Consider the following 20,487-nt stretch of genomic DNA (forward strand, 5'->3'; position numbering starts at 1 on the left):
GCCTGCCGCGGCCGGTTGAGCGCCGTGTGCCGCGGCGGGATGCTGGAGGCAGCACCCCGCGACGGGTGACGCAGCGCCGTGCCGGGGCGCGGTAGGAACGAGGTCGGGATACCCCATGGACAACGAGCCCGACACGACCATAGGAGTAAGGGGCGTAGCCGCACCCGACGACTTCGCGGTCGTCATCGACGCCCGCGGAGCCGTCATGGTGTGGAGCGCCGGAGCCGGGCGGCTGCTCGGGTACGAGCCGGAGGAAGTGACGGGGCTGCCGGCCGTCGACCTGCTCGCCGGGGAGCTGCCCTACGCCATGCGGCACCACGTGGCCGCCAGGGAGCCGTGGACGAGCGATCTGGCGCTGCGGAACCGGCACGGAGACCGTGTCACCGTGCAGCTCCGGGGCACGCCGCTGGTGGACGCGGACGGCAGGAACCACTGGGTCGTCACCCCGGCGGCGCTGACGTATTCCTCCCGGCCGACCGACGTGGGGACGGCGGAACTGTGGAACCTCACGCTCGCGCAGCTCCCGCTGCCCGTGGCCGTCTACGACAGCGAGGCGCGGTTCGTCACCTGCAACCAGGTGATGAGCCAGGCCATGGGGCTGACGCCGGAGGAGATGAGAGGGCGGACACTGTGGGAGATCTATCCCAACCCGCCCCTGGACGAGATCGATCGTCTTCAGCACCAGGTCGTGCGCACCGGAGAGATGATCTTCCGTGAGGAGCAGCCCTTTCGGGCCTCCGGCGAGGTCCGCGATCACGCGTGGTCTGTGTTCCTCTCCCCGCTGAAGGACCGGGCGGACGCGGTGCTGGGGGTGTCGGCCCTGGTGATCGACATCACCGAGCAGTACTGGGCCCGTCGCCGCCTGGCGGTGTTGAACGACGCCGGCGTGCGCATCGGCAGCACCCTGGACGTGACCCGGACAGCCGAGGAACTGGCCGAGGTGGCGGTGACGGGATTCGCCGACTTCGCCACCGTCGACCTGCTGGAATCGGTCGTCCAGGGACACGAGCCGCAACCGATACCCCCCGCCACGCCGGTCGTCTGCCGCCGTACCGCGCAGCGGTCGGTGCTCCCGGGATGCCCGGAATCCGTGGTCCCGCTGGGCGACACCGACGTCTGCCCTCCCGGCTCACCACAGGCCCAGGCACTGATCACCGGCCGGGGTAGCTACCACACTGTGGGCGACTCGCTGCTGCGCGAGTGGTCGACGGCCTCCCCGGCCCGTGCCGAGAGCATCAGGCGATTGCAGATCCACTCGGTGATGATGGTGCCGCTGAGCGCGCGGGGCGTCACCCTGGGCGTGATGCTCCTCCTGCGGCACCGCACTGCGGATCCCTTCGGCCAGGACGATCTGACGCTCGCCGAGGAGATCGCCGCCAGGGCGGCGGTGAGTATCGACAACGCCCGCCGCTACACCCGCGAGCACCGGACCGCGCTCACCCTCCAGCGCAGTCTGCTGCCCGAGCGGCTGACCGGGGCGGAGGCGGTGGACCTCGCCCACCGGTATCTCCCCGCCGGTTCGGGGGACGAGATCGGCGGAGACTGGTTCGACGTGATCGCCCTGTCCGGGGGACGGGTCGCGCTGGTGGTCGGCGACGTCGTAGGCCACGGCGTGCACGCCTCGGCCACGATGGGCCGCCTGCGCACCGCGGTACGGACCCTCGCCGACGCAGATTTCGCCCCCGACGAGCTGCTCACCCGGCTGGACGACCTGGTCGTCCGCCTCGACCGGGAGGAAGGCCCGGATGTGCGAGGGCAGGCGGAGGGGGCCTCGGGAGAGGTCGGGGCCACGTGCCTCTACGCCGTCTACGACCCCGTCACCGGCCGCTGCGACCTGGCACGGGCAGGGCACCCGCCGCCCGTCCTGGTGACCTCCGACGGGACGGTGCAAGTACTGGACCTGCCCGCCGGGCCACCGCTCGGCCTGGGTGGACTGCCCTTCGAGGCCGCCCAGATCGAGATGGGCGAGGGCAGCCTGCTCGCCCTCTACACCGACGGCCTGATCGAAACCCCCGGCCGCGATGTCGACGTCGGACTCGACCTGCTGTGTGAAGCGCTGCGCCGCCCGGCCGCCGACCTGGAGAAAACCTGCGACGAAGTGCTGCGCAAGGTACTGCCCGAGCCCCCTGCCGACGACATCGTCCTGCTCCTGGCCCGTACCTCCACGCTCGGCGCGGACCAGGTACACACCTGGCAGCTGCCCATGGATCCCGCGGCCGTCGCCGGGGCCCGCAAGGTGGCGGCCGAGCAGCTGGACACCTGGGGGCTGGCCGAGCTCGAGTTCGCCACCGAACTGATCGTCAGCGAGCTGGTCACCAACGCCATCCGGTATGGCAACGGCCCCGTCGAGCTGCGGCTCATCCGCGCCGACGCACTCATCTGCGAAGTCTCCGACGGCAGTAGCACCGCCCCGCACCTGCGGCGGGCCCGCATCTACGACGAGGGCGGACGCGGACTGCTGCTCGTCGCCCAGGTCGCCGAGCGCTGGGGCAGTCGTCAGACCTCCGTCGGCAAGACGATCTGGGCGGAGCAGCCCCTGCCGGTTGAGTGAGCGTGCGCGCGAGCGATCCCCAACGGCTTCGGCAACACCCAGATGGTCATGTCGGACACCAAGAACAACCTGTTCGAGACGACCAACGTGTACAAGGTCGCCGGCAGTGACCAGTACCTGCTGCTCCAGGAGGCCATCAGCAACACGTCGGGCCGACGCTACTTCCGGTCCTTCACCTCCACCAGCCTCACCGGTAACTGGACCCCCCACGCCGCCACGGAGAACGAACCCTTCGCCAGCCGCAACAACGTCACCTTCCCGGGCGGCGTCTGGACCGAGGACATCAGTCACGGCGAGATGGTCCGCGCCGGCAACGACCAGACCCTGACCATCAATCCGTGCCGACTGCAGTACGTCTACCAGGGCTTGGACCCCAGAGCTGAGGGCGACTACATCCGCCTGCCCTGGCGGATGGGCCTGCTCACCCAGACCAACTCCACCTGCTGACCGCCTGAACCATCGCCGAGGACGACGCACCCCGCCGGGGATCCCACCCGGCGGGGTGACGGCGCGCTGCTTGCCGCGGTGCCTCCGCAGCCGGTGTCACCTGCCGCATCCGGAACTGATCCGAACGAAACCGCATGGCGAGGCAATGCCCCGCCGATGCGGTCCGGGCCTGCGGTCCGGGCCTGCGGTCAGGGTGTGCCGTTCCCCCGCCGTACCGGGCGTCGTGTGGACCGGCGAGGGGTCAGGACCGGCTGCACGAGCCGATGCCGGTCCACACCGCCGCGGGCGTTGATGAGAGCGATCAGCAGATCGACCGCTTCGTCGCCCACCCGGTCCGGGCGGAGGCTGAGCGTGGTGACGGGCGGGGTCGTCGTCGCGTAGTCCGAATCCTCACTGATGCACGCCACCAGCAGATCCTGCGGCACCCGAAGCCCGTGGTGCCGGGCGGCGGCGAGGATGTTGTGACCGGAGTCGGAGTAGACGCCGATGACGGCGTCCGGTCGTGGATCGCGGTTGAGCAGCCGACTGACCGCGTCCCGCTCAGCGGTGAAGTAGTCGGGCAACGAGGCGTACTCCTCGACGAGGACGGGCAGGTCGCGTTCGGCGCACCAGGACGCGTAGGCGCGTTCGATCAGGTGCGGGTATTCGTCGTCGTGCAGTGGCAGGGAGAGCCCGATCCGCCGGGCGCCGGCCTCAGTGAGGTGGTCGAGCATGAGAGACAGGCCCGCGTCGTAGTCGGTGTCGACCCACGCGTCGCACCAGTGCGGCTGGGGCGGTCGGCCGTCGCAGACCATGGGGATGCCACGCTCCCGCAGGAGGGAACGCACCGGGTCGTCGGCGCGCGGATCGACGTGGATGACGCCGTCCATCGGCGTGTTGAGCCACATCCACGGTGACAACGAACTGGGCATCACCATGAGCAGGTAACCGCGCTCATGCGCTGCGGCGATGCCGCTCAGCGCCAGCTGTGCGTAGTACGGGATCTCGGTGTAGGGGACGGGGAGGTCGCCGTATGTCGTCATGGTCAGACCGAGCACTCCGGTGCCGCCGCGGGCCAGGGCACGGGCCGTGCTGGCCGGGGCGTAACCGAGTTCGCGTGCCGAGGCGAGCACGCGCTGCCTGGTCGTCTCGGACAGCCGCCCGGTGCCGTTGAGCGCGTTCGACACCGTGGCCGTGGACACCCCGGCCCGCGCGGCCACGGCATCGAGCGTGGGGCGTTGCCAGACACGCAAGTTTCTCATGTGCACCCCAACAGCGCCTGTTGCTCCCCAACAGCCCTGTGACGGCTTGTGGTTAAGGCCTTAATCACTCAGCGTACCCGGCGACGGCGGCCGGGACGGCCGCCGGGTGAGGAGTTTCAGATGCCAGATGTCTTCGACGGCACCTCTGCGGAACCCGTGGGCGGCTCGCTGCAACGGCGGACGTTCCTGGCCGCGGCCGGGGCGGGCGCCCTCGCCGTGGCCGGTCCCGGTACAGCCGCCCGGGCCGCGACCCGTCGGTCCCCGGTGCGGGTGGCCACCGTGGTGCTGAACGGGCGGGTGTTCACCGCGGCCCAGGGCGGCGCGACGGCGCAGGCGGTGGCCGTCGGCAGTGACGGAAGAATTCTCGCGGTTGGCGGAAACGCGGACATACGCCGTCGCATCGGCCCCCGTACCGTCGTCATCGACGCCGACGGCGGTACGGTCATGCCGGGCATCCAGGACGGGCACATGCACCCGCTCGGGGCGGCCGCGCAGTCCCTGAACCCGTCGCTGGGCAATGCGAGCATGACGGTTCCGCAGTTCCGCGCGAGACTCCAGGAGATGCTGGACGCCACGGCGGCGCAGGAACCGGACGGCTGGCTCCAGGTGACCGACTGGAACCCCGTCGGCCTGCTGCCCTCGGGCACCGTGGCCGACAAGTCGCTGCTCGACTCGCTGAACACCAGACGCCCGATTTACCTGCAGGGTTCCGATTTCCACAACAGCCTCGCCAACAGCAGGGCACTCGCCCTCGCGGGAGTCGACCGCACCACCCCCGACCCCGCGGGAGGACAGATCGTCCGCGGCGCCGACGGGGAACCGACCGGTCTGCTGAAGGACGACGCACAAGGGCTCGTTACCCCGGTCATCCCTCCGCCGAGTCCCGACCTGATCCTCGCCGCCCAGGTCAAGATGGCCGGCGCGCTCCTGGCCGCCGGAATCACGTCCTTCCTCGACGCCGCCGGCGGCGAGGACACCGTCGAGACCTACGCCGACCTCATGGCCAAGGACCTGCTGCCGCAGCGCATCACCCCCGCGCTGCTGATCGACGCGGAACTCGCCAAGAAGCCCAAGGCGGCGGCCGAGTTCCTGCGCGACGTGCGCAGGCGGTTCGCCGGACCGGCCAGGCTGCGGCTGACCACGGCCAAGGTGTTCCTCGACGGCGTGATGGAGTTCCCGGCGCAGAGCGCCGCCCTGCTGGACCCGTACCTGGACGCCCAGGGCAGGCCGACCGACAACCGTGGTCCTCTCCACGTCAGCGACCGGGACTACCGGGCCCTCGTCCGCGCCTTGGACGCGGACGGCTGGCAGATGCACGCCCACGCCATCGGCGACCGCGCCGTACGCACGGCTCTGAACGCCTACGAGGCCGTCGCCCGCCCCGGCCGCCGTAGCCGACGGCACACCATCACCCACCTCCAACTGGTACACCCCGACGACTACCGGCGCTTCGCCCGCGCCGGAGTGGTGGCCGGCATGCAGTTGCAGTGGGCGCTGCCCTCCTCGTTCACGAACGACGCGCTGCGGCCCTACGTCGGGCCGGAGCGGTACGCGCGCCTGTACCCGGCCCGCAGCCTGGCCAAGGCGGGGGCCTTGCTGGCCGGTGGCTCGGACTGGCCGGTCGACCCGCTGCTTCCCTTCACCCAGATCGCCACCGCGATCGACCGCAGCAATCCCGAGGAGAACCAGCCGCCTCTCAACGCCCGCGAAGGGCTGACCCGGTCCCAGTCGCTGGTCATGCACACCGCGGGCGCGGCGCACCAACTGCATGACGGGAACTCGGGAACCGTTCGGCCGGGCCGACGGGCCGATCTGCTCGTCCTCGACCGGGACATCACCAAGGTGCCCGTGAAGGAGATCCGCGCCATCGAGGTCCAATACACCCTGATCTCCGGACGGGTGGTCCACGAGGCGGCAACGGAAACGGGACGGGCCCGAGCCGAGGCGGCGCAGCGCATGGACGCGCTGGGCGCCGGCCGGGCGTCGGGCGGTTCCTGTTGCCAAGGTCACTGACCCGCGCATCGCGTCGGCGTCTTCGGCGCGTAGGCTGCCGACCCGCTGGGTCCGGCTGTCTGCGGGGTTCACGAGGGTGAAGTCGAGGAAACGAGAGGGCGCCCCGCGAAGTGATCGCAGGGCACCCCATGAGGCACGTGCGGTCTGTTCGACCAGCGTGCCGATCGCGGAACAAGAACAGTCGAGGCCAAGTAGGGTCAACTTCTCGCCATGTTCCGTACTCTTGCCCCGCCCAGGGGCCGTATCAGATCGGGACGCCCGGGTCCCCGCGACCTCGCGGGCACCGGGCGCCAGTGCGTCACATGGACAAGAGGGGAAACGGTGGAGGCGACAAGTACACAGGTGGGACGGGGCACCATACCTCCGGTCGTCGCGGCGCGGTGGGCGCTGTGGACGTTTGTCATCGTCAACTTGGTGATCGTCGAGGTCTTGTTCCTCACCGCCGGGACCGGCAAGAACGGGGTGCTCACGGTCGCCAAGTTCTTCGGCCTGCACGCCGCCGTGCTGATGCTGTTCCAATTGCTGCTGGTGGCCCGGCTGCCGTGGCTCGACCGCCGTATCGGCATGGACCGGTTGACGGTGTGGCACCGGTGGGTCGGCTTCACCCTGCTGTGGACCCTCCTCACCCACGCCGTGCTGGTGGTGCTGGGCTACGCGAGGCTCGATGACGCGTCGATGACGAAGACGTTCTTCGCGCTGGCCGGAGTGCCGGCCTCTCTGCTCGGGATGCTGGCCGCGGCGATCGTCGTCGTGGTCGCCGCGGTCTCCGCCCGACAGGTGAGGCGGCGGCTGCGGTACGAGACGTGGCACGGCGTGCACCTGCTGCTGTACCTCGCGTTGGGGCTGGCGTTCGTCCACCAGTTGCAGGAGACCACGACCTTCAGCTCCTCCGCGCCCGCGATGATCTACTGGTGGGCCCTGTGGCTGTTCGCGTTCGGTGCCCTGGTCACGGGGCGGATCGTGATGCCTCTGTGGCGCAACGCCTATCACCGGTTCGAGGTCACGGCGGTGGTGCCGGAGTCGGACGACGTGGTGTCGGTGCATGTCACCGGCCGCCACCTCGACAGGCTGCCGGCCAGGGCGGGTCAGTTCTGCATCTGGCGGTTCCCCGGGCACAACCACTGGTGGCTGGCCAATCCGTTCTCGCTGTCGGCGGCACCCGACGGCCGCACGTTGCGCCTGACGGCCAAGGCGGTCGGCAGCACCAGCGCCGGTCTGCGGCACGTCCCGGTCGGGAGCCGCGCGTTCGTCGAAGGACCGTACGGGGCGTTCACCTCACTGCATCGCACGCGGCCCGGCGCACTGCTGATCGCCGGAGGAGTGGGGATCACGCCGGTTCGAGCCCTGCTGGAGGAGGAACCGGCCGGCGACGTCGTCGTGCTCTACCGGGTGCGCAGCGAGGACGACGCCGTGCTGGTCGACGAGGTACGAACTCTGGTCGCGGACCTCGGTGGGCGGCTGCACCTGGTCACCGGCCGCACGGGGGAGGGCAGCCCGCCGTTCGAGCCGGAGAGTCTCCGTGCTCTGGTTCCCGACATCACCGAACGCGACGTGTACGTTTGTGGCCCGCCCGCGATGACCTCGGCCGTACTCAGTGGCCTACGCGGCCTGAGAGTTCCCCGTCGGCAAGTGCACGCCGAGCGGTTCGGTCTGGCCTGACGGCGCTGAGGCTCCGGTGGGCGCGCCCACCGGAGCCTCAGCGCAGAGTTGGTGGCGCCGAGATAGATGCCCGGCGTGAGGAAACAGTGCAGTTGCGCGCAGTGGAAGAGCGGCAGGGCGTGCACCTCGATGTCGTCCCCGCTCATCTCGCCGTCGACCGCACAGGTGACGTACTGGGCGATCAGGCTGCGGGCGGAGAGCATCGCTCCCTTGGGACGGGACTCGGTGCCGCTGGTGTAGATCAGCTGCGCCAGGTCGTCCTCCGCGACGAAGACATCCTGAGGCGTCGCATCGTCGTACGCCATCCAGTCCGCGACGGATTCCCATGCGCCCGGCGCACGCGTCCCGCCGGGCGCGTCGGGCACGTCGGGCGCGTCGGCGGCGATCACGCCGCGGAGCGCGACGGTGTCCGCGAGAGCTCCGTGTTCGAGGGCCACTCGGGCCACGGGCAGGAGGGCGTCCTCGACGATGAGTCCGATGGCGCCCGAGTGGTCGAGAATGTAGGTGGCTTCCTCGCCGGTCAGCATGAAGTTGATGGGTACGGACACCGCGCCCAGCCGGGCGAGGGCGAAGTAGAGGACCACGTAGGCGTGGTTGTTGTGGCTGAACAGGGCTATGCGGTCGCGCCCCGGCCGACACCGCGGGCGGCCAGGCCGTTTGCGGTGCGGTTGACGGTGTCGTCCAACTCGGCGTAGCTCTGCCGGAGTTCGTGGTGGACGATCGCGGTCCTGTCCGGCACGCGGGCAGCCGATCGGCGCAGCAGGTCTCCGATCGAGGCGCTTCTGACCCGGGCGATCCGCTGGGACAGTTCGTCGCTGAACATGTCGCTCCTCACAAGGCTGGTGCCGTGGACGTCAGTTCGGGTGGGCCGGCTGGAGGCCGAGAACCGAGTGCACGGCCCGGCCGAGTTCGGCGGGGCGGTCGTCCGTCCAGGACGGCGCCCGCCAGGCGATGTGCCGGTCGGGGCGGACGAGCGGTGCCCCGTCGCCGCCGACCTCGCGGAGGGCGGTCCACTCGCCGGTGGGATCGGTCCATTCGGCGCCTGAGCCGATGGCGCGCACATGGACGGTCGCACCGGTCGCACCGGTCGCACCGGTCTCGGCCACTGCCTGCGCAGCCGACTCCCAGCGCGGTGCGTGTTCGGCGTCGACGAGCAGGGTGAGGCCGCGCGGGGCGATCAGCCGGTGCACGGACTCCCGGGATCCGCCGTGGCTGAGCCAGGCGTGGGGGAGGGAGTGACCGGGGCGGGTGGTGGGCACATGATCGCGCAACGGATGCTTTCGCTCCGGTGCGGATGTGCCGTCGGGAATCAGCGCGCCCGATTCGTAGTGGTAGCCGAGCTCCACGCCGAGTTGGCTGTAGTCGTCGGCGTTGCTCGCGACCGCCTCGGCGACCGCCGCCCGCTTGGCCTCTCCTTCCGGGGTCTCCGCCAGCCACTCGGTGACGGCGGCCCAGCCCTCCTCCTCGGACTGGTCGGCCCGCAGGCCGAGCGCGGTGGCGATACGGGCATGCCCGCCGGCGTTGGTGAGACAGTGCCGGACGTTGAACTCGCCCACCGGGCGGCGTTCGGTCTCATAGGTGTCGAGCAGAACGTCGGAGGCCTGGCCGGACAGGACGGCGTCGAGTTTCCAGACGAGGTTGTGCACGTCCTGGACCGCGGTGTTCAGGCCGAGCCCGCCGGTCGGCGGGTGGCGGTGGGCCGCGTTGCCCGCCTGGAAGACGGGACCCTTCCGCTGGCGCCGGGCCACCACGCCTTCGAACTCCCAGTGGCTGACGGCGTGCACCTCGATCTCCAGATCGGGGATGCCGAGCATGCGGCGGAAGCGTCCGCGGATCGCGGCCTCGTCGTGGCGTGCCGGGTCGTCGGTGCGGAAAGCGGTGTGCACGGCCCATTCGGTCGAGTCGCGTCCCCACCCGTCGGGGCCCATCGCGCACAGGACGACCGGCGAACGATCCCCGGCCGTCGGGGTTGATGAAGTAGTAGAGCAGTGCCTCGTCGTCGGAGATCCACTTCGACAGCCCTGCTGCCGTAAGCAAGGGCGCCCGGCCCGGATCCACCTCGGCGTCGGCTGCCACCGGCTGGTCCGAGGTAGCCGCGATCGGCGTTGCCCTGTGGCACGTCGAGGATCGCGGTCTGCCCTCGGGGTTCATATGTGCGGATCGCTGGGGATGGTGGCGGGTCTGCTGGTGTGAGACCGGTCCAGCGATGGCTTGGACGGTGTCGGTCATGTGCTCGCGGCCGTGGTGCCGTGCGAGGGCCCGCCAGTTCTTCAAGTGTGCGATGCCGTTGTCGACCCGGATGCGGCGTGAGCAGTGCGCCTCACGCTGGCGTTCATGCATCTCCTCGTACCAGGCTGGGGGCGTTCTTCTTGAACTCGCGATGCGGTGGCGTCACCACACGCCCTCCGGTCTGCGCGCCCAGTCCCTGATAGCCGGCCCCCTGGAGGGAGCCCCGTACAGCCTCACCAACTCGGTTCGACGGCGGAGTCGACCGGTGCGGCGGGGTCCGGGACTGCACAGTCGGCTCGTCCCTGCGGACCCCCCCTGGTGTCCGATGCCGTTCGCCACTGCTCGCCGTCCTTCGCCATCAGGAGGGCATACTGCCTGACGTCCGGTGCTCGCGGCGGAGCACACAGCAGGTCGGACAGGAACATCCGGACGTCGCCTGTCGGTTCGGTATGGTGCAGGTGGTGGCGAGGCTGTTGGTGATGGCCGTGCACAGCCGAGGGCCCGTGATCTCTCCTCCCTTACGCAGTACGGGTGAATGAGCCGATTGTTCAGTTCGGGGCAGGTGGCGAGTCTTCTACGGTCTCTGCATGGATCCGGAGGCTGCAGGAAAGGCCCTGCGGGCGGGGGACCGGCGGAAAGGCGCACCTGATGTCGGGGTTGGGGAAGTCGCCGGACGTGCTCAGGGCCCGGGCGGGCCGATGCCATCGGAACGGGGCATGGGCCTGGGGCGCGGTGGGCGTGGCCTGCCTTGTGGGAACAGCGCTGGCTTTCAGCGGGCCGGGGGTGGCCGGGAGCGTGGCGGCGCGGATGGTGGCTTCCGGGCCATCCACCGGTTGCTGGGGGTTGGCGGCCTCCCTGGTGCTCCGTGCGTGGGGGGCGAGTGGACGGGTGCGGACGCGTCTGCTGCTGTTGGGTGGTTCGGCGGTGGCCGGTGGCGTGTACCGGGGGGCGGTCAACGTGCTGTCGGCTCACCCTCCGGGTTCGGGACGGGACGAGCGATCGCTGCTCGGTTCGGTGGTGGTCACAGGGGTGACGCTGGCGGTTGGCCTGGGGATGGCCGGTCTGGTGGTCGCGGCCGACGCCGGCAAAGGCCGGCATGTGCTGCTGCGGCGTGTGCTTGACGGGGTCGTCACAGCCGGGGCCGTGTTCATGACGGGTTGGGTACTGCTGCGGGGGGCCGGTGACGGCTGGCGGCTGGGGACGGGGATGGTCGGTGTCCTCTGGACCGCGGAGGTCGTGTTCCTCAGTTTTCTGTTCGCCCTGCGCCGTCTCGTACGGAGCGACCAGAGAGTCACCTTGTGGGTTGGGATCGTCGGGCTGTCCCTCATGCTGATCGGCGACACCCTGCGACTGTGGACGGTCGGCCCGCACAGCCCCGAGGCGATGTCCAGCCAGCTGGTCGACACCTGCAATACCGCGGGCCTGCTGGTGATCGCTGTCGGCCCTTGGCTGCCCGGCGGGGCGAGTGTCCTGGGCACTGCTCAGCCGACGTTGCGATGGGGGATAGAGAGTGCGGCGGCGTTCATTCCCCTGACGGTCTGCACGGTCACGGCGCTGGGATATGTGTTGGCTCCTCCTGCCCATGACCCGGTGCCGCTGTTGGTCGGTGGGACGGTGCTGCTGAGCCTCTGGGCACGCAAGACGTTCCTGCCGAGCGAGAACACCAGGAACGACGACTGAGTTCTCGTTCGGCTGTCCTCCCTGCTGCGGGCGCTTTCGCTCGTGCCCCTGGTTCGAGGAGGAGGGCGAGGGCAGGGCGCAATGCGCGGCGCGAACGCCCCGGGGATCGGGGCGCGCCGGCCCGGGCCGCGCGTCGGCAGGGCCGCCGCGGCGCGCCGCCGGACGGGAGGTGTCGTCGTGCCGGCCGGCACACCATGGTCCCGGCGTTGAGGTGGCTGCCGCCGGCAGAAGGCGATCGGCGTCGGCGGTACCGGCGGGCCCCTCCCCACGGGGCCCGAGGCCGCCGGTTCTATGGGCGGGCGACCTTCAGGAGATCCCCTTGCAGCGCCGAGGTGGGCCGCCCCGCCCCGTCACGCGCCGACCGCGCCGCGGCCCTCGAACCCGGCGGCATGGTCTTCGTCGGCAGCCCCGACGAGATCGCCGACCGCATCCTCCACCTGCACGGACTGCTCGGCCACACCCGCCAGATCCTGCAGATGGACGTCGGCGGCATGCCACAGCGCGACTTCCTGCACGGCATCGAACTCCTCGGCACCAAGGTGCTTCCCCAGATCCGCGCCGAACTGGCGAAACCTTGAGGTCGAACTGCCCGGTTGCGGCGGGTGCTGTCGGCCGTCGGCGAACGCGACCCAAGGCCACTGGTGAGTGGGACCGTGATCTTCGGACGGACCGACGAAGTCGGCGATGACTTGCTGCTGCGCGGCTGGATCGAGGACGCGGGCACGAACCGTTACAACGCGACCGTACTCGGCCAGGGCCAGGCACGTACGCAATTGCCTCGCGCACGAGCCGCCCCGCGATCTACCCTCGCGGCCATGACGTCACACGTTGCGCCTGAAGGCTCCCGGATCGCTGCAGGTGGTGCCGGGCTGGTGATCCGGCAGGAGACCGCTGACGACCACCGAGAGGTACGCGAGGTTCACACGCGCGCCTTCGGTGACGGCGAGCGGGTTCCCGGGCTCGTGGAGGCACTTCGCGTTGCGGAGGCTGCGTTGGCGCCGATCTCCTTCGTCGCCACCGTTGACGACCGGGTCGTCGGGCATGTCCTGCTGAGCGCGACGCGGTTGGACGCTCCGCGCCGGATCGTCGACGTCCTGTCCCTGTCACCGCTGGGCGTGCTCCCGGAGTTCCAGCGTCAGGGCATCGGTACTCAGCTCATCGCGTCCGCCCTCGCGGCGGCCGACAGCCAGAATGTGCCGTTGGTGTTCCTGGAGGGGTCGCCCCGCTACTACGGCACGCGCGGCTTCGAGGGTGCCGGCGCGATGGGCTTCCGATCGCCGTCGCTGCGTATTCCAGAAGCCGCGTTCCAGGTCGCCCGGTTGTCCGCCTACGAGCCGTGGATGACGGGCTCCTTCGTCTACTCAGAGGTCTTCTGGGCCTTTGACTGTGTCGGCCTGCGCGACCCCGAGGCCTGAGCGGGCACCGGCGAAATGTGCGGCATCGGGTGACGAAAGGGCCAAGCCCCAAGCCCCAAGCCCCTTCCCGCAGGCCGCAGGTGCGGGCCGTCGGCACGGGCTGGTCTTCATGGCCCGGGTCCCTGGTCACTCTCGCGCGCGCTGCGGCCGGAGACCTCACCCACGCGGCCCTGGCCGAGCTGTTCGCAACCTCAAGCTGCGCACATCGTCGTTAGGATGATCGCCTTCGGCCGCTGCGGTCGTGAGGGTGTCAGGGGGAATGCCGATCATGTCCGACACGCGGCCGAGACCGGATGAGACAGAGCCATCCCGCCGCGTCCCGAGCGCGACCAAGTCCATGGTCACGGCCCGTTCCAAGGCCCGTCGGTGGTGGGTTGCCGGCGCCGGGGCGGTTGTTCTCACGCTCGTCGTCGGCGCCACTGCGGTTGTCACCCGGCACACAGACGACGCCCGGCCGCAATCGGTACCCACTCCGCTGAGGACACACGAGTCGAGGAGTGCTTCCTCCCCGAGCGACGGGCCGCCGTATGTCGCGGTTCCACAGTTCAGTTCCGCCTCGGCCCGCGACACGGCGTTCGTCGGTGACGTCGCGCAGTTCTCCACGTGGCCGAGCGGCTCCGTGTCCTACGGCGTCATGTCGTCCGCGCCCGGAGGGAGTGACATCGCGGACTTCCGCACGGCTGTCGTTGAGGACGCGAGAACCGTCTGCGAGGCGCTCACCGGCGGAACGGACATGAACGACGTGCCCGACGTGGCGGGGCTGCCCCTGACCGACCCGGTCGACCAGGCCGGGTTCATCGTGGAGGCGGTCACGTTCTACTGCCCGGACCGGATGGCTGCGGTGACCGACGATGTCTACAGCAAGCCGGTGGCGACCAAGCAGAGGGAGGACTGCCCGACGGCTCGCGCCCTGGAGGTGACGGCCTCGATCGGGGAGCAGGCGGGTGACGACTTGATTCACACGGCCTCGTACAGCGTGGAGGTCCGTAACACCTCGTCCTACACCGTTCGCGCTCAGCTGCAGCAGCGCTGGTTCGCCGACGGATATCCGGACGAGGGTGCGTGGGGGACCTTCGGAGACGTGACGGCTGATCCGGTCGTCACCATTGAGGCGGGGGACACCTTCACCTACGAAGGCGAGCAGAGCGGTGTCTACCGCTGGGAGCGCACCGACGTACGCGTACAGCCGGGGGAGTTCGTGTTCTTCAGATGCGGATACCAGCCCGGCCCTGGTATCGCTGGGACGGATTAGACGACCGGCCGTATGCACGGGTACTCGTAGCGCGCTCATGATCGGTGCGTGGCATGACGGGGTTCGGGGCAGCGTCGACTTCAACCTGCTTCTGCGACCGGCGGGACGGTCGACGGCCCGGCTCCCCAGGTATTACGAAAGTCTTTCGAGGCCAGGGATCGTTGCGTCGGCACGAGCTGGGGGGATCCCGCATTACCGGAACGACCCAGGTGGCAGGGGGTGTGGGGCCCTTGTGATCAGCGGTGACGGGGCGGCTTCCGGCGGGAGCCGGGGTGGCTTTGGCGCACTGGTCGCACACGTCACGGGGCTTGACGTCGGCCTCTCTCGGTCCCAACAGTGTGGGCCAATTAATCAACCGCCCTTACAAACGCAGTGGTATTTGACGCGGGACGGTGAAGGGCCAGGGCAGGAAGAGGGACTGCTTCCATGCTTCTCAGACGTCGATTTCGTAGAGCCGGTGCGCAGGTCACCACGTTGACAGTGGTCGCAGTGGGCGGCCTGGCGGTACTGGCGACGCCTGCGGTCGCCGCGGACACGGTGATCGGGGTGACCCTGACGACCGCGGACCTGAGCCAGGCACTGACTCCGCAGCCGAGCATCACTCTCGGGCCGGTCTCCTCGGGGGCCGTGAACCTGAAGCTGGACAACACGAAGACCCTTCAGCAGGGGCTCGGGCATCGGCCTGTCGCTGATGCGGGTGCCGATGGGCTCGTCCGACTACACCGTCACACCGCCCGGCAACCCCGGTACGTACTCGTACGACGACAACAACGGCCAGCCCGACCCGACCCTGGCGAACTTCTCCACCGCGCACGACGACGCGTACGTCATCCCGGTCATCAAGCAGGCCCAGGCGCTCAACCCGGCGATGAAGCTCTTCGCCAACAACTGGAGCCCACCGGCCTGGATGAAGACGACCAACACCATGCTGGGTACCAACAACGGCACCCTGCGCTCCGACATGTACGGCCCACTGGCGCAGTACTACGTGAAGTTCCTCCAGGAGTACAAGGCGAAGGGCGTCAAGGTCTGGGGTGTCACGCCGCAGAACGAGCCCACCATCTCACCGCCCTCCTACTCGGCGATGCTGGGGGACACGAAGATCCTCGGCGGCGACGCCGACCACGTGGATCTCAACTACGCCGACACGTTGCTGAACAACCAGGCGGCACGCGACGCGATGTACGGCACCGCGTGGCACTGCTACAGGGACGACCTGGGCAAGATGACCACCATCCACAACACCGCCCCGGACAAGCGGATCTACGAGAGCGAGTGCTCCACCGGCCCCGGCATCGCCCCGATGAACGCCGCCCAGCTCGCTCTGGAGTCCACCTTCAACTGGGCCAACGGCGCGCTGCTGTGGAACCTCGCCCTGGACACGAGCGGCGGGCCCAAGATGGGCGTCGGCTGCACCAACTGCACCGGGCTGGTCACCGTCGACCAGGCGACCGGCAAGGCGACATACACGGACAACTACTACCAGCTCGGCCAGTTTTCCAAGTTCGTCGTACCCGGCGCGACCCGCATCGGCTACACCGACGGCGGTGGCATCTGGGCCCAGGCCTACAAGAACCCCGACGGCGGCGAGGTGCTGGCGGACGGCAGCGTCACCAACGACCTGTCCGGCCTGTGCCTCGACGTCACGGGCATGGGAACGACCAACGGATCGCCGGTGCAACTGTGGAACTGCACCGGTAACCCGAACCCAGAAATGGAGCGCCTCCAGCGGCGGCTGACTGCAACGTGCGCCGCCACGGCGTCTTGCGGCGTTCTCTCACCGGAGGGCGGCGCCACCGCGTCGATCGGTGGCGCCGCCTTGGATCTGCCGTACACGTCGCGACCGTTACGCCATCGCTTGACGGTCCGCAGGTTGATCCCGACGTGCCGGGCCGCCTGCGCCGGTCAGCAGGTCGAGTTGGTCTGGGTGAGGAGGCCGAGCCGCCACGGGAGGCTGTTGTAGTCGCCGCTCGCGTTGGGGTTCATGCCCTGATAGAGGTACTGGAGTCGGCAGGCGGGGATGGTCAGTGTCTGGTCGTAGCCGGCGCGGATCATCTCGCCGTGGCTGATGTCCCGGGTCCAGGCTCCGGCGGGGAAGGTGGTGTTGTTCGCCCTGGCGAACGGGTTGCTCTCGGATGCGGCCAGGGGTGTCCAGGAGCCGGTGAGACTGCTGGCGGTCCAGGAGCGGAACCAGCGCCTGCCGTCGGAGCCGATCGCCTCGACCAGGAGCAGGTACTGGTTGGAGCCCTGCACCTTGTAGACGTTGCTCGCTTCCCACAGGGCGTACTTGTTGGAGTCCTGGGCCACGATGACGGTGTTGGTGAAGCCGTTCGGGAACTGGCCGACGGTCGTCTGGGAGCGGTACAGGTGCCCGTTGTCGTCGGAGGAGAACAGGTAGCAGTTGGCGCTGTCGCAGATCACCCACATGTCGACCCAGTAGCCGTTGCCGATGTTCTGCCTGATGATGTCGGGCATCGACGAGTAGAAGTTGCGCGGTGCGCTCCACCCGTTCGGATTGCTGATATCGGGGTTGGTGGAGTACGACGCGTTGCCCGTCTGGTACACGAGGTACCACAGGCGTTGCGGCGCGTAGTAGAAGACCTCCGGCGCGGCCCGGTATCCGGCCCCGATGGCGCTGCGGTCCAGGTAGTGGTGCGTGGCCGAGCCGGCCTGGGACCAGTCGCTGAAGTTCAGGTACACCAGGTTGTATCCGGAGGCGTTCGCGGTACTGGCGAACACGTGGTACTTGCCGTTGTACTGGACGACCGTCGGGTCCTTGATCCCGGCGATGTTGTGGGTGGCGTCCGACTTCGGTGAGATCAGCGACCCGCTGGAGCTCCAGGAGAAGCGGGAGGGCAGCGCGGCGGCGGACCCGGGCGAACGGGAGCCGGCCGGCTGGGCGTCAGCCCGCCGTGTCGCGGCTGTGCCGCCCATCGTGGTGAGCGTTGACCGGTAGGCCGCTTTCTTGTTCCCGTTGCGGTCGAACAACAGGGGGTTCTCCCCGCTGCGCCAGGAGTCGCTGTCGCGGATGCCCCAGACGGTGATGCCGGTGCAGCGCGCCACGTTCATACAGGCCCTGACCGTGTTGGCGTACGCGCTCGTCGGTGCCTGCGCGATGTCCAGCTCGGTGATCTGTACGTCCACGCCGAGGGCGGCGAAGCTCGACAGCGTCGTCTGGAAACTGGAGGGTGGGCCGCCGGCACCGAAGTGGGCCTGGAGGCCGACGCAGTCGATGGGCACGCCGCGCGCCTTGAAGTCGCGCACCATGCGGTAGACGCCCTGGGTCTTCGCGGCGTTCCAGTCCTCGATGTTGTAGTCGTTGTAGCAGAGCTTGGCCGCCGGGTCGGCCGACCGCGCGGTGCGGAAGGCCTGCTCGATGAAGCCGTTGCCCAGCAGGTTCTGGAACACCGAGGGGCGGTGCTGGCTGCTGCTGCCGTCGGCGAAGGCCTCGTTCACCACGTCCCAGGAGTGGATCCGGCCCTTGTAGCGGCTCGCCACCGTGGTGATGTGGTTGTTCATCACGCTGCGCAACGTGTTCGCGTCCGTGATGGAGCTGACCCAGCTGGGCAGTTGGGAGTGCCACACCAGCGTGTGGCCGCGCACGCGCTGACCGCGGGCCGTCGCGCGGTTCACGATCTGGTCGGCGGAGCCGAACGTGAACGAGTTGCGGGACCGCTCGGTGGCGTCCCACTTCATCTCGTTCTCGGGTGTGACCGAGTTGAACTCCCGGTCCAGGATGCCGGTGTACGTGCCGTCGCCGAGCTTTCCGGCGGCCACCGCGGCCCCGAAGTACCGTCCGGACTGGGCGGCTTGGGCACCGAGTGTGGAGGCCCGGACGGCGTCGGTCGCGGCGGTGGCGGCCCCTGGCGTCACCAGGGCGGCCAATGCCAGCAGGGATAACACCGAGGCCCGGCGACGGCCGAGCCGTTTCTGCGGGTTCATGGTTCTCCTCGTACTGTTGGAGGGGGGTTGGGTTGGTGCGGTCGGTGGGATGGGGTCAGGGCGTGGACAGCTCGAACCGCGGGACGCGGACCGCGCCGCCGAGTGCCTGGGTGGCGTGGTTGAAGAGGGCGAATCGGTAGCCCATGAAGAACCGCCAGTCGTTGCCCATGGAGAAGGAGGGGCCGAGGCGGACGAAGTTGGTGCCGTCGGTGCTGTAGGAGAAGGTTCCGGGGCGTGCCGCGCCGGGTCGGATGTCCGCGGTCGCGCGAAGCCGGACGCGGCTGCCGGTCACGGTCGCGCTCGCGACCTCGGTGCCGGTGCCGGTGGTGTTCCAGTTGCCGTCCATGGTCAGCCCGTTGACCATCACCAGCCGCGTCACGCCACCGTCGCGTTTGACACCGACCCAGGCGGAGGAGTCACGCAGCAGCGCGAGCCCGGCCCGGTCGCCGTCGCGCATCGCCGAGAAGTCGAGCTCGACCGTGGCAGTGGAGCTGGGACCCTGGATGCGGTGGGTGAGCGTGTTACGGGCCCAGTACAGGTCGTTGGTGACGGTCGCGGTCCGCAGGGTCAGTCCGTTGCCGACCGACCACTTGGTGTTGTCCGGGTTGTGGTTCCACTCCCACCGCGGCTTCAGGGTCGTGCCGTCGAAGGTGTCGACACCGACCATGGGGGTGACCTGGCGGGGTGGAGTGGGCACGGCCGGGCTGGGATACGAGGTGCCCCACGCGCCGTTCACGAGCTGCACGACGGGCCAGCCGTCCGAGGTCCAGGTGACCGGTGCCAGGGCGGGCACCCGGCCGCCGGGGTACGCGTCCACGAAGGCCAGGTAGTACCAGGCGCCGCTCTGCGTCTGCACCAGCCCGCCCTGGTGCGGGACGCCGCCGCCGGGGATCGGCCCGCGCAGGTCGAGCAGGACCTGTCGCAGCGTGTACGGACCGAAGGGGCCGCTGGACGACTTCAGGATGTACTGGCCGTTGGCCGGGCGGGTCAGGAAGATGTAGTACTGCCCGTTGATCTTGTAGAAACGGGAGCCCTCCAGGGTGCCGACACTCGACGGGGTGCTGAACACCTGCTGCGTACGGACCTGGGTGCGGCCGTCGCGCGAGAGCTGGGCCACGCTGATGGTGGTGTTTCCGTACGCCACGTACAGGGTGTCGTCGCTGTCGACGAGCAGCCCGGCGTCGTAGTACGGCGTGCTGATCGTGCTGAGTCTGCTCCACGGTCCCTCGACGGCGGTGGCGGTGTAGATGTACGTCCTGGCGAAGTCGATCTGGCCGAGCCAGTAGAAGGTCCCGTTGCTCGGGCGGTGGGCGAGCGACGACGCCCAGATGCCCCGGACGTAGCCACGGCCACCGTTCAGGTCGTACTTGGCGCCGAAGTCGAGGCTCGGCACGGCATGGCCGGCGATCTCCCAGTTCACCAGGTCGTACGAGCGCAGGACGGGGGCGCCCGGTGAGTAGTGCATCGTTGAGGCCGAGGCGTAGTAGGTGCCGCCGACTCGGATCACGTCGATGTCCGCGAAGTCCTGCCAGATGACCGGGTTGGTGTACTCCGCGGCGGCCGCGAGGGCCGGCCCTCGGGCGAAGTCGGAGGCCGCGGCGCTCCGGGACGCTCCCGCCAGGGGGAGGGACGCGCTCGTCACCAGACCGGTGGCTGCGGCCAGCGCTCGTCGACGGCCCATGTGCTGATGAGGGCATGACATATCCATGTCGTTCTCCTTGTGCGGCCGAGCCGTTGCGGTTGGCGCGTGTGACCGCCGTGAGCCTCACGGCTGAGGAGTTGGGCGCTGTGTCGACGTGCATCGCGCGGGGGCCTGCTTCTTCTCGCGGTGCGCAGCGGCCGGGTCTCTCGACCCTGGTTCGCGATCTCGGACACCAATCGACACATCGAGCATTCAGGATGATAGAAGGCCGGTGAACCCCGTCAATACCTCTCGCATGATTCGCTCTTCACATCGAAATGTTTCGCTCTGCCGGGGCGCTCCGATCGGTCGGACGCCGATCGCGCCTCAAGGGGTACGCGCCTGGCTCAAACGTTCACGGCGGCCGACCGCCGTGG

General features: G+C 69.4%; 13 protein-coding genes and 2 pseudogenes. 9 read left to right on the forward strand and 6 right to left on the reverse strand.

The features are described from left to right. Positions 1 to 115: 115 nt before the first annotated feature. Together SGFS_RS48995 and SGFS_RS49000 are read left to right on the forward strand one after the other, a co-directional pair. Positions 116 to 2,551, forward strand: a complete 2,436-nt coding sequence (locus tag SGFS_RS48995; RefSeq protein WP_286259237.1) for a SpoIIE family protein phosphatase — start codon at positions 116 to 118, stop codon at positions 2,549 to 2,551. A gap of 18 nt (positions 2,552 to 2,569) precedes the next feature. Beyond that, a pseudogene (locus SGFS_RS49000) lies at positions 2,570 to 2,998 on the forward strand (non-reducing end alpha-L-arabinofuranosidase family hydrolase); the annotation flags it as partial. Positions 2,999 to 3,186: 188 nt separating this feature from the next. Here SGFS_RS49000 and SGFS_RS49005 read toward each other — a convergent pair. Further along, positions 3,187 to 4,239 carry a LacI family DNA-binding transcriptional regulator gene (locus tag SGFS_RS49005; protein WP_286259238.1) on the reverse strand — a complete coding sequence of 351 codons (1,053 nt, stop codon included), beginning with the start codon at positions 4,237 to 4,239 and terminating at the stop codon, positions 3,187 to 3,189. Between the two features lie 120 nt (positions 4,240 to 4,359). Here SGFS_RS49005 and SGFS_RS49010 point away from each other — a divergent pair, with 120 nt between their 5' ends. Beyond that, a complete protein-coding gene (locus tag SGFS_RS49010; RefSeq protein WP_286259240.1) occupies positions 4,360 to 6,252 on the forward strand; it encodes an amidohydrolase in 1,893 nt (630 codons plus the stop codon). A 342-nt stretch (positions 6,253 to 6,594) separates the two neighbouring features. Then, positions 6,595 to 7,911 (forward strand): ferredoxin reductase family protein, encoded by a 1,317-nt coding sequence (locus SGFS_RS49015; protein WP_286259241.1) that lies wholly within the window; start codon positions 6,595 to 6,597, stop codon positions 7,909 to 7,911. 101 nt (positions 7,912 to 8,012) lie between these two features. On the opposite strand, the pseudogene SGFS_RS49020 reads toward SGFS_RS49015, so the two are convergent. From SGFS_RS49020 to SGFS_RS49030, 3 genes and pseudogenes are all read right to left on the reverse strand, one after another. Next, positions 8,013 to 8,495: pseudogene (locus SGFS_RS49020) on the reverse strand (AMP-binding protein); the annotation flags it as partial. A 29-nt stretch (positions 8,496 to 8,524) separates the two neighbouring features. Beyond that, complete coding sequence (locus SGFS_RS49025; protein ID WP_286259242.1) at positions 8,525 to 8,734, reverse strand: AMP-binding protein; 210 nt, start codon at positions 8,732 to 8,734, stop codon at positions 8,525 to 8,527. A 31-nt stretch (positions 8,735 to 8,765) separates the two neighbouring features. Beyond that, on the reverse strand, positions 8,766 to 9,797 hold the full coding sequence (locus SGFS_RS49030; protein ID WP_286259243.1) for an FAD-dependent monooxygenase: 1,032 nt from the start codon (positions 9,795 to 9,797) through the stop codon (positions 8,766 to 8,768). 1,231 nt (positions 9,798 to 11,028) lie between these two features. On the opposite strand from SGFS_RS49030, the gene SGFS_RS49035 reads away from it, so the two are divergent. The 5 genes from SGFS_RS49035 to SGFS_RS49055 all read left to right on the forward strand — a co-directional run bounded on the left by SGFS_RS49035 (position 11,029) and on the right by SGFS_RS49055 (position 16,450). Continuing rightward, positions 11,029 to 11,820 carry a hypothetical protein gene (locus SGFS_RS49035; RefSeq protein ID WP_286259245.1) on the forward strand — a complete coding sequence of 264 codons (792 nt, stop codon included), beginning with the start codon at positions 11,029 to 11,031 and terminating at the stop codon, positions 11,818 to 11,820. 332 nt (positions 11,821 to 12,152) lie between these two features. Further along, entirely contained in the window at positions 12,153 to 12,398 is a 246-nt protein-coding gene (locus SGFS_RS49040; protein WP_286259246.1) for a hypothetical protein, read from the forward strand. A 24-nt stretch (positions 12,399 to 12,422) separates the two neighbouring features. Next, entirely contained in the window at positions 12,423 to 13,235 is an 813-nt protein-coding gene (locus SGFS_RS49045; RefSeq protein WP_350284065.1) for a GNAT family N-acetyltransferase, read from the forward strand. 634 nt (positions 13,236 to 13,869) lie between these two features. After that, a complete protein-coding gene (locus tag SGFS_RS49050) occupies positions 13,870 to 14,487 on the forward strand; it encodes a DUF732 domain-containing protein (RefSeq protein ID WP_286259247.1) in 618 nt (205 codons plus the stop codon). A 676-nt stretch (positions 14,488 to 15,163) separates the two neighbouring features. Continuing rightward, positions 15,164 to 16,450 (forward strand): hypothetical protein, encoded by a 1,287-nt coding sequence (locus SGFS_RS49055; protein ID WP_350284104.1) that lies wholly within the window; start codon positions 15,164 to 15,166, stop codon positions 16,448 to 16,450. Here the strand turns inward: SGFS_RS49055 and SGFS_RS49060 are convergent. Together SGFS_RS49060 and SGFS_RS49065 are read right to left on the reverse strand one after the other, a co-directional pair. Further along, positions 16,393 to 18,429, reverse strand: a complete 2,037-nt coding sequence (locus SGFS_RS49060) for a non-reducing end alpha-L-arabinofuranosidase family hydrolase (protein ID WP_286259248.1) — start codon at positions 18,427 to 18,429, stop codon at positions 16,393 to 16,395. The genes SGFS_RS49055 and SGFS_RS49060 overlap by 58 nt on opposite strands. A gap of 55 nt (positions 18,430 to 18,484) precedes the next feature. Further along, positions 18,485 to 20,110 (reverse strand): glycoside hydrolase family 43 protein, encoded by a 1,626-nt coding sequence (locus tag SGFS_RS49065; protein ID WP_286259250.1) that lies wholly within the window; start codon positions 20,108 to 20,110, stop codon positions 18,485 to 18,487. Positions 20,111 to 20,487 lie beyond the last annotated feature (377 nt).

Source organism: Streptomyces graminofaciens (genome assembly GCF_030294945.1).
Lineage (GTDB): Bacteria > Actinomycetota > Actinomycetes > Streptomycetales > Streptomycetaceae > Streptomyces > Streptomyces graminofaciens.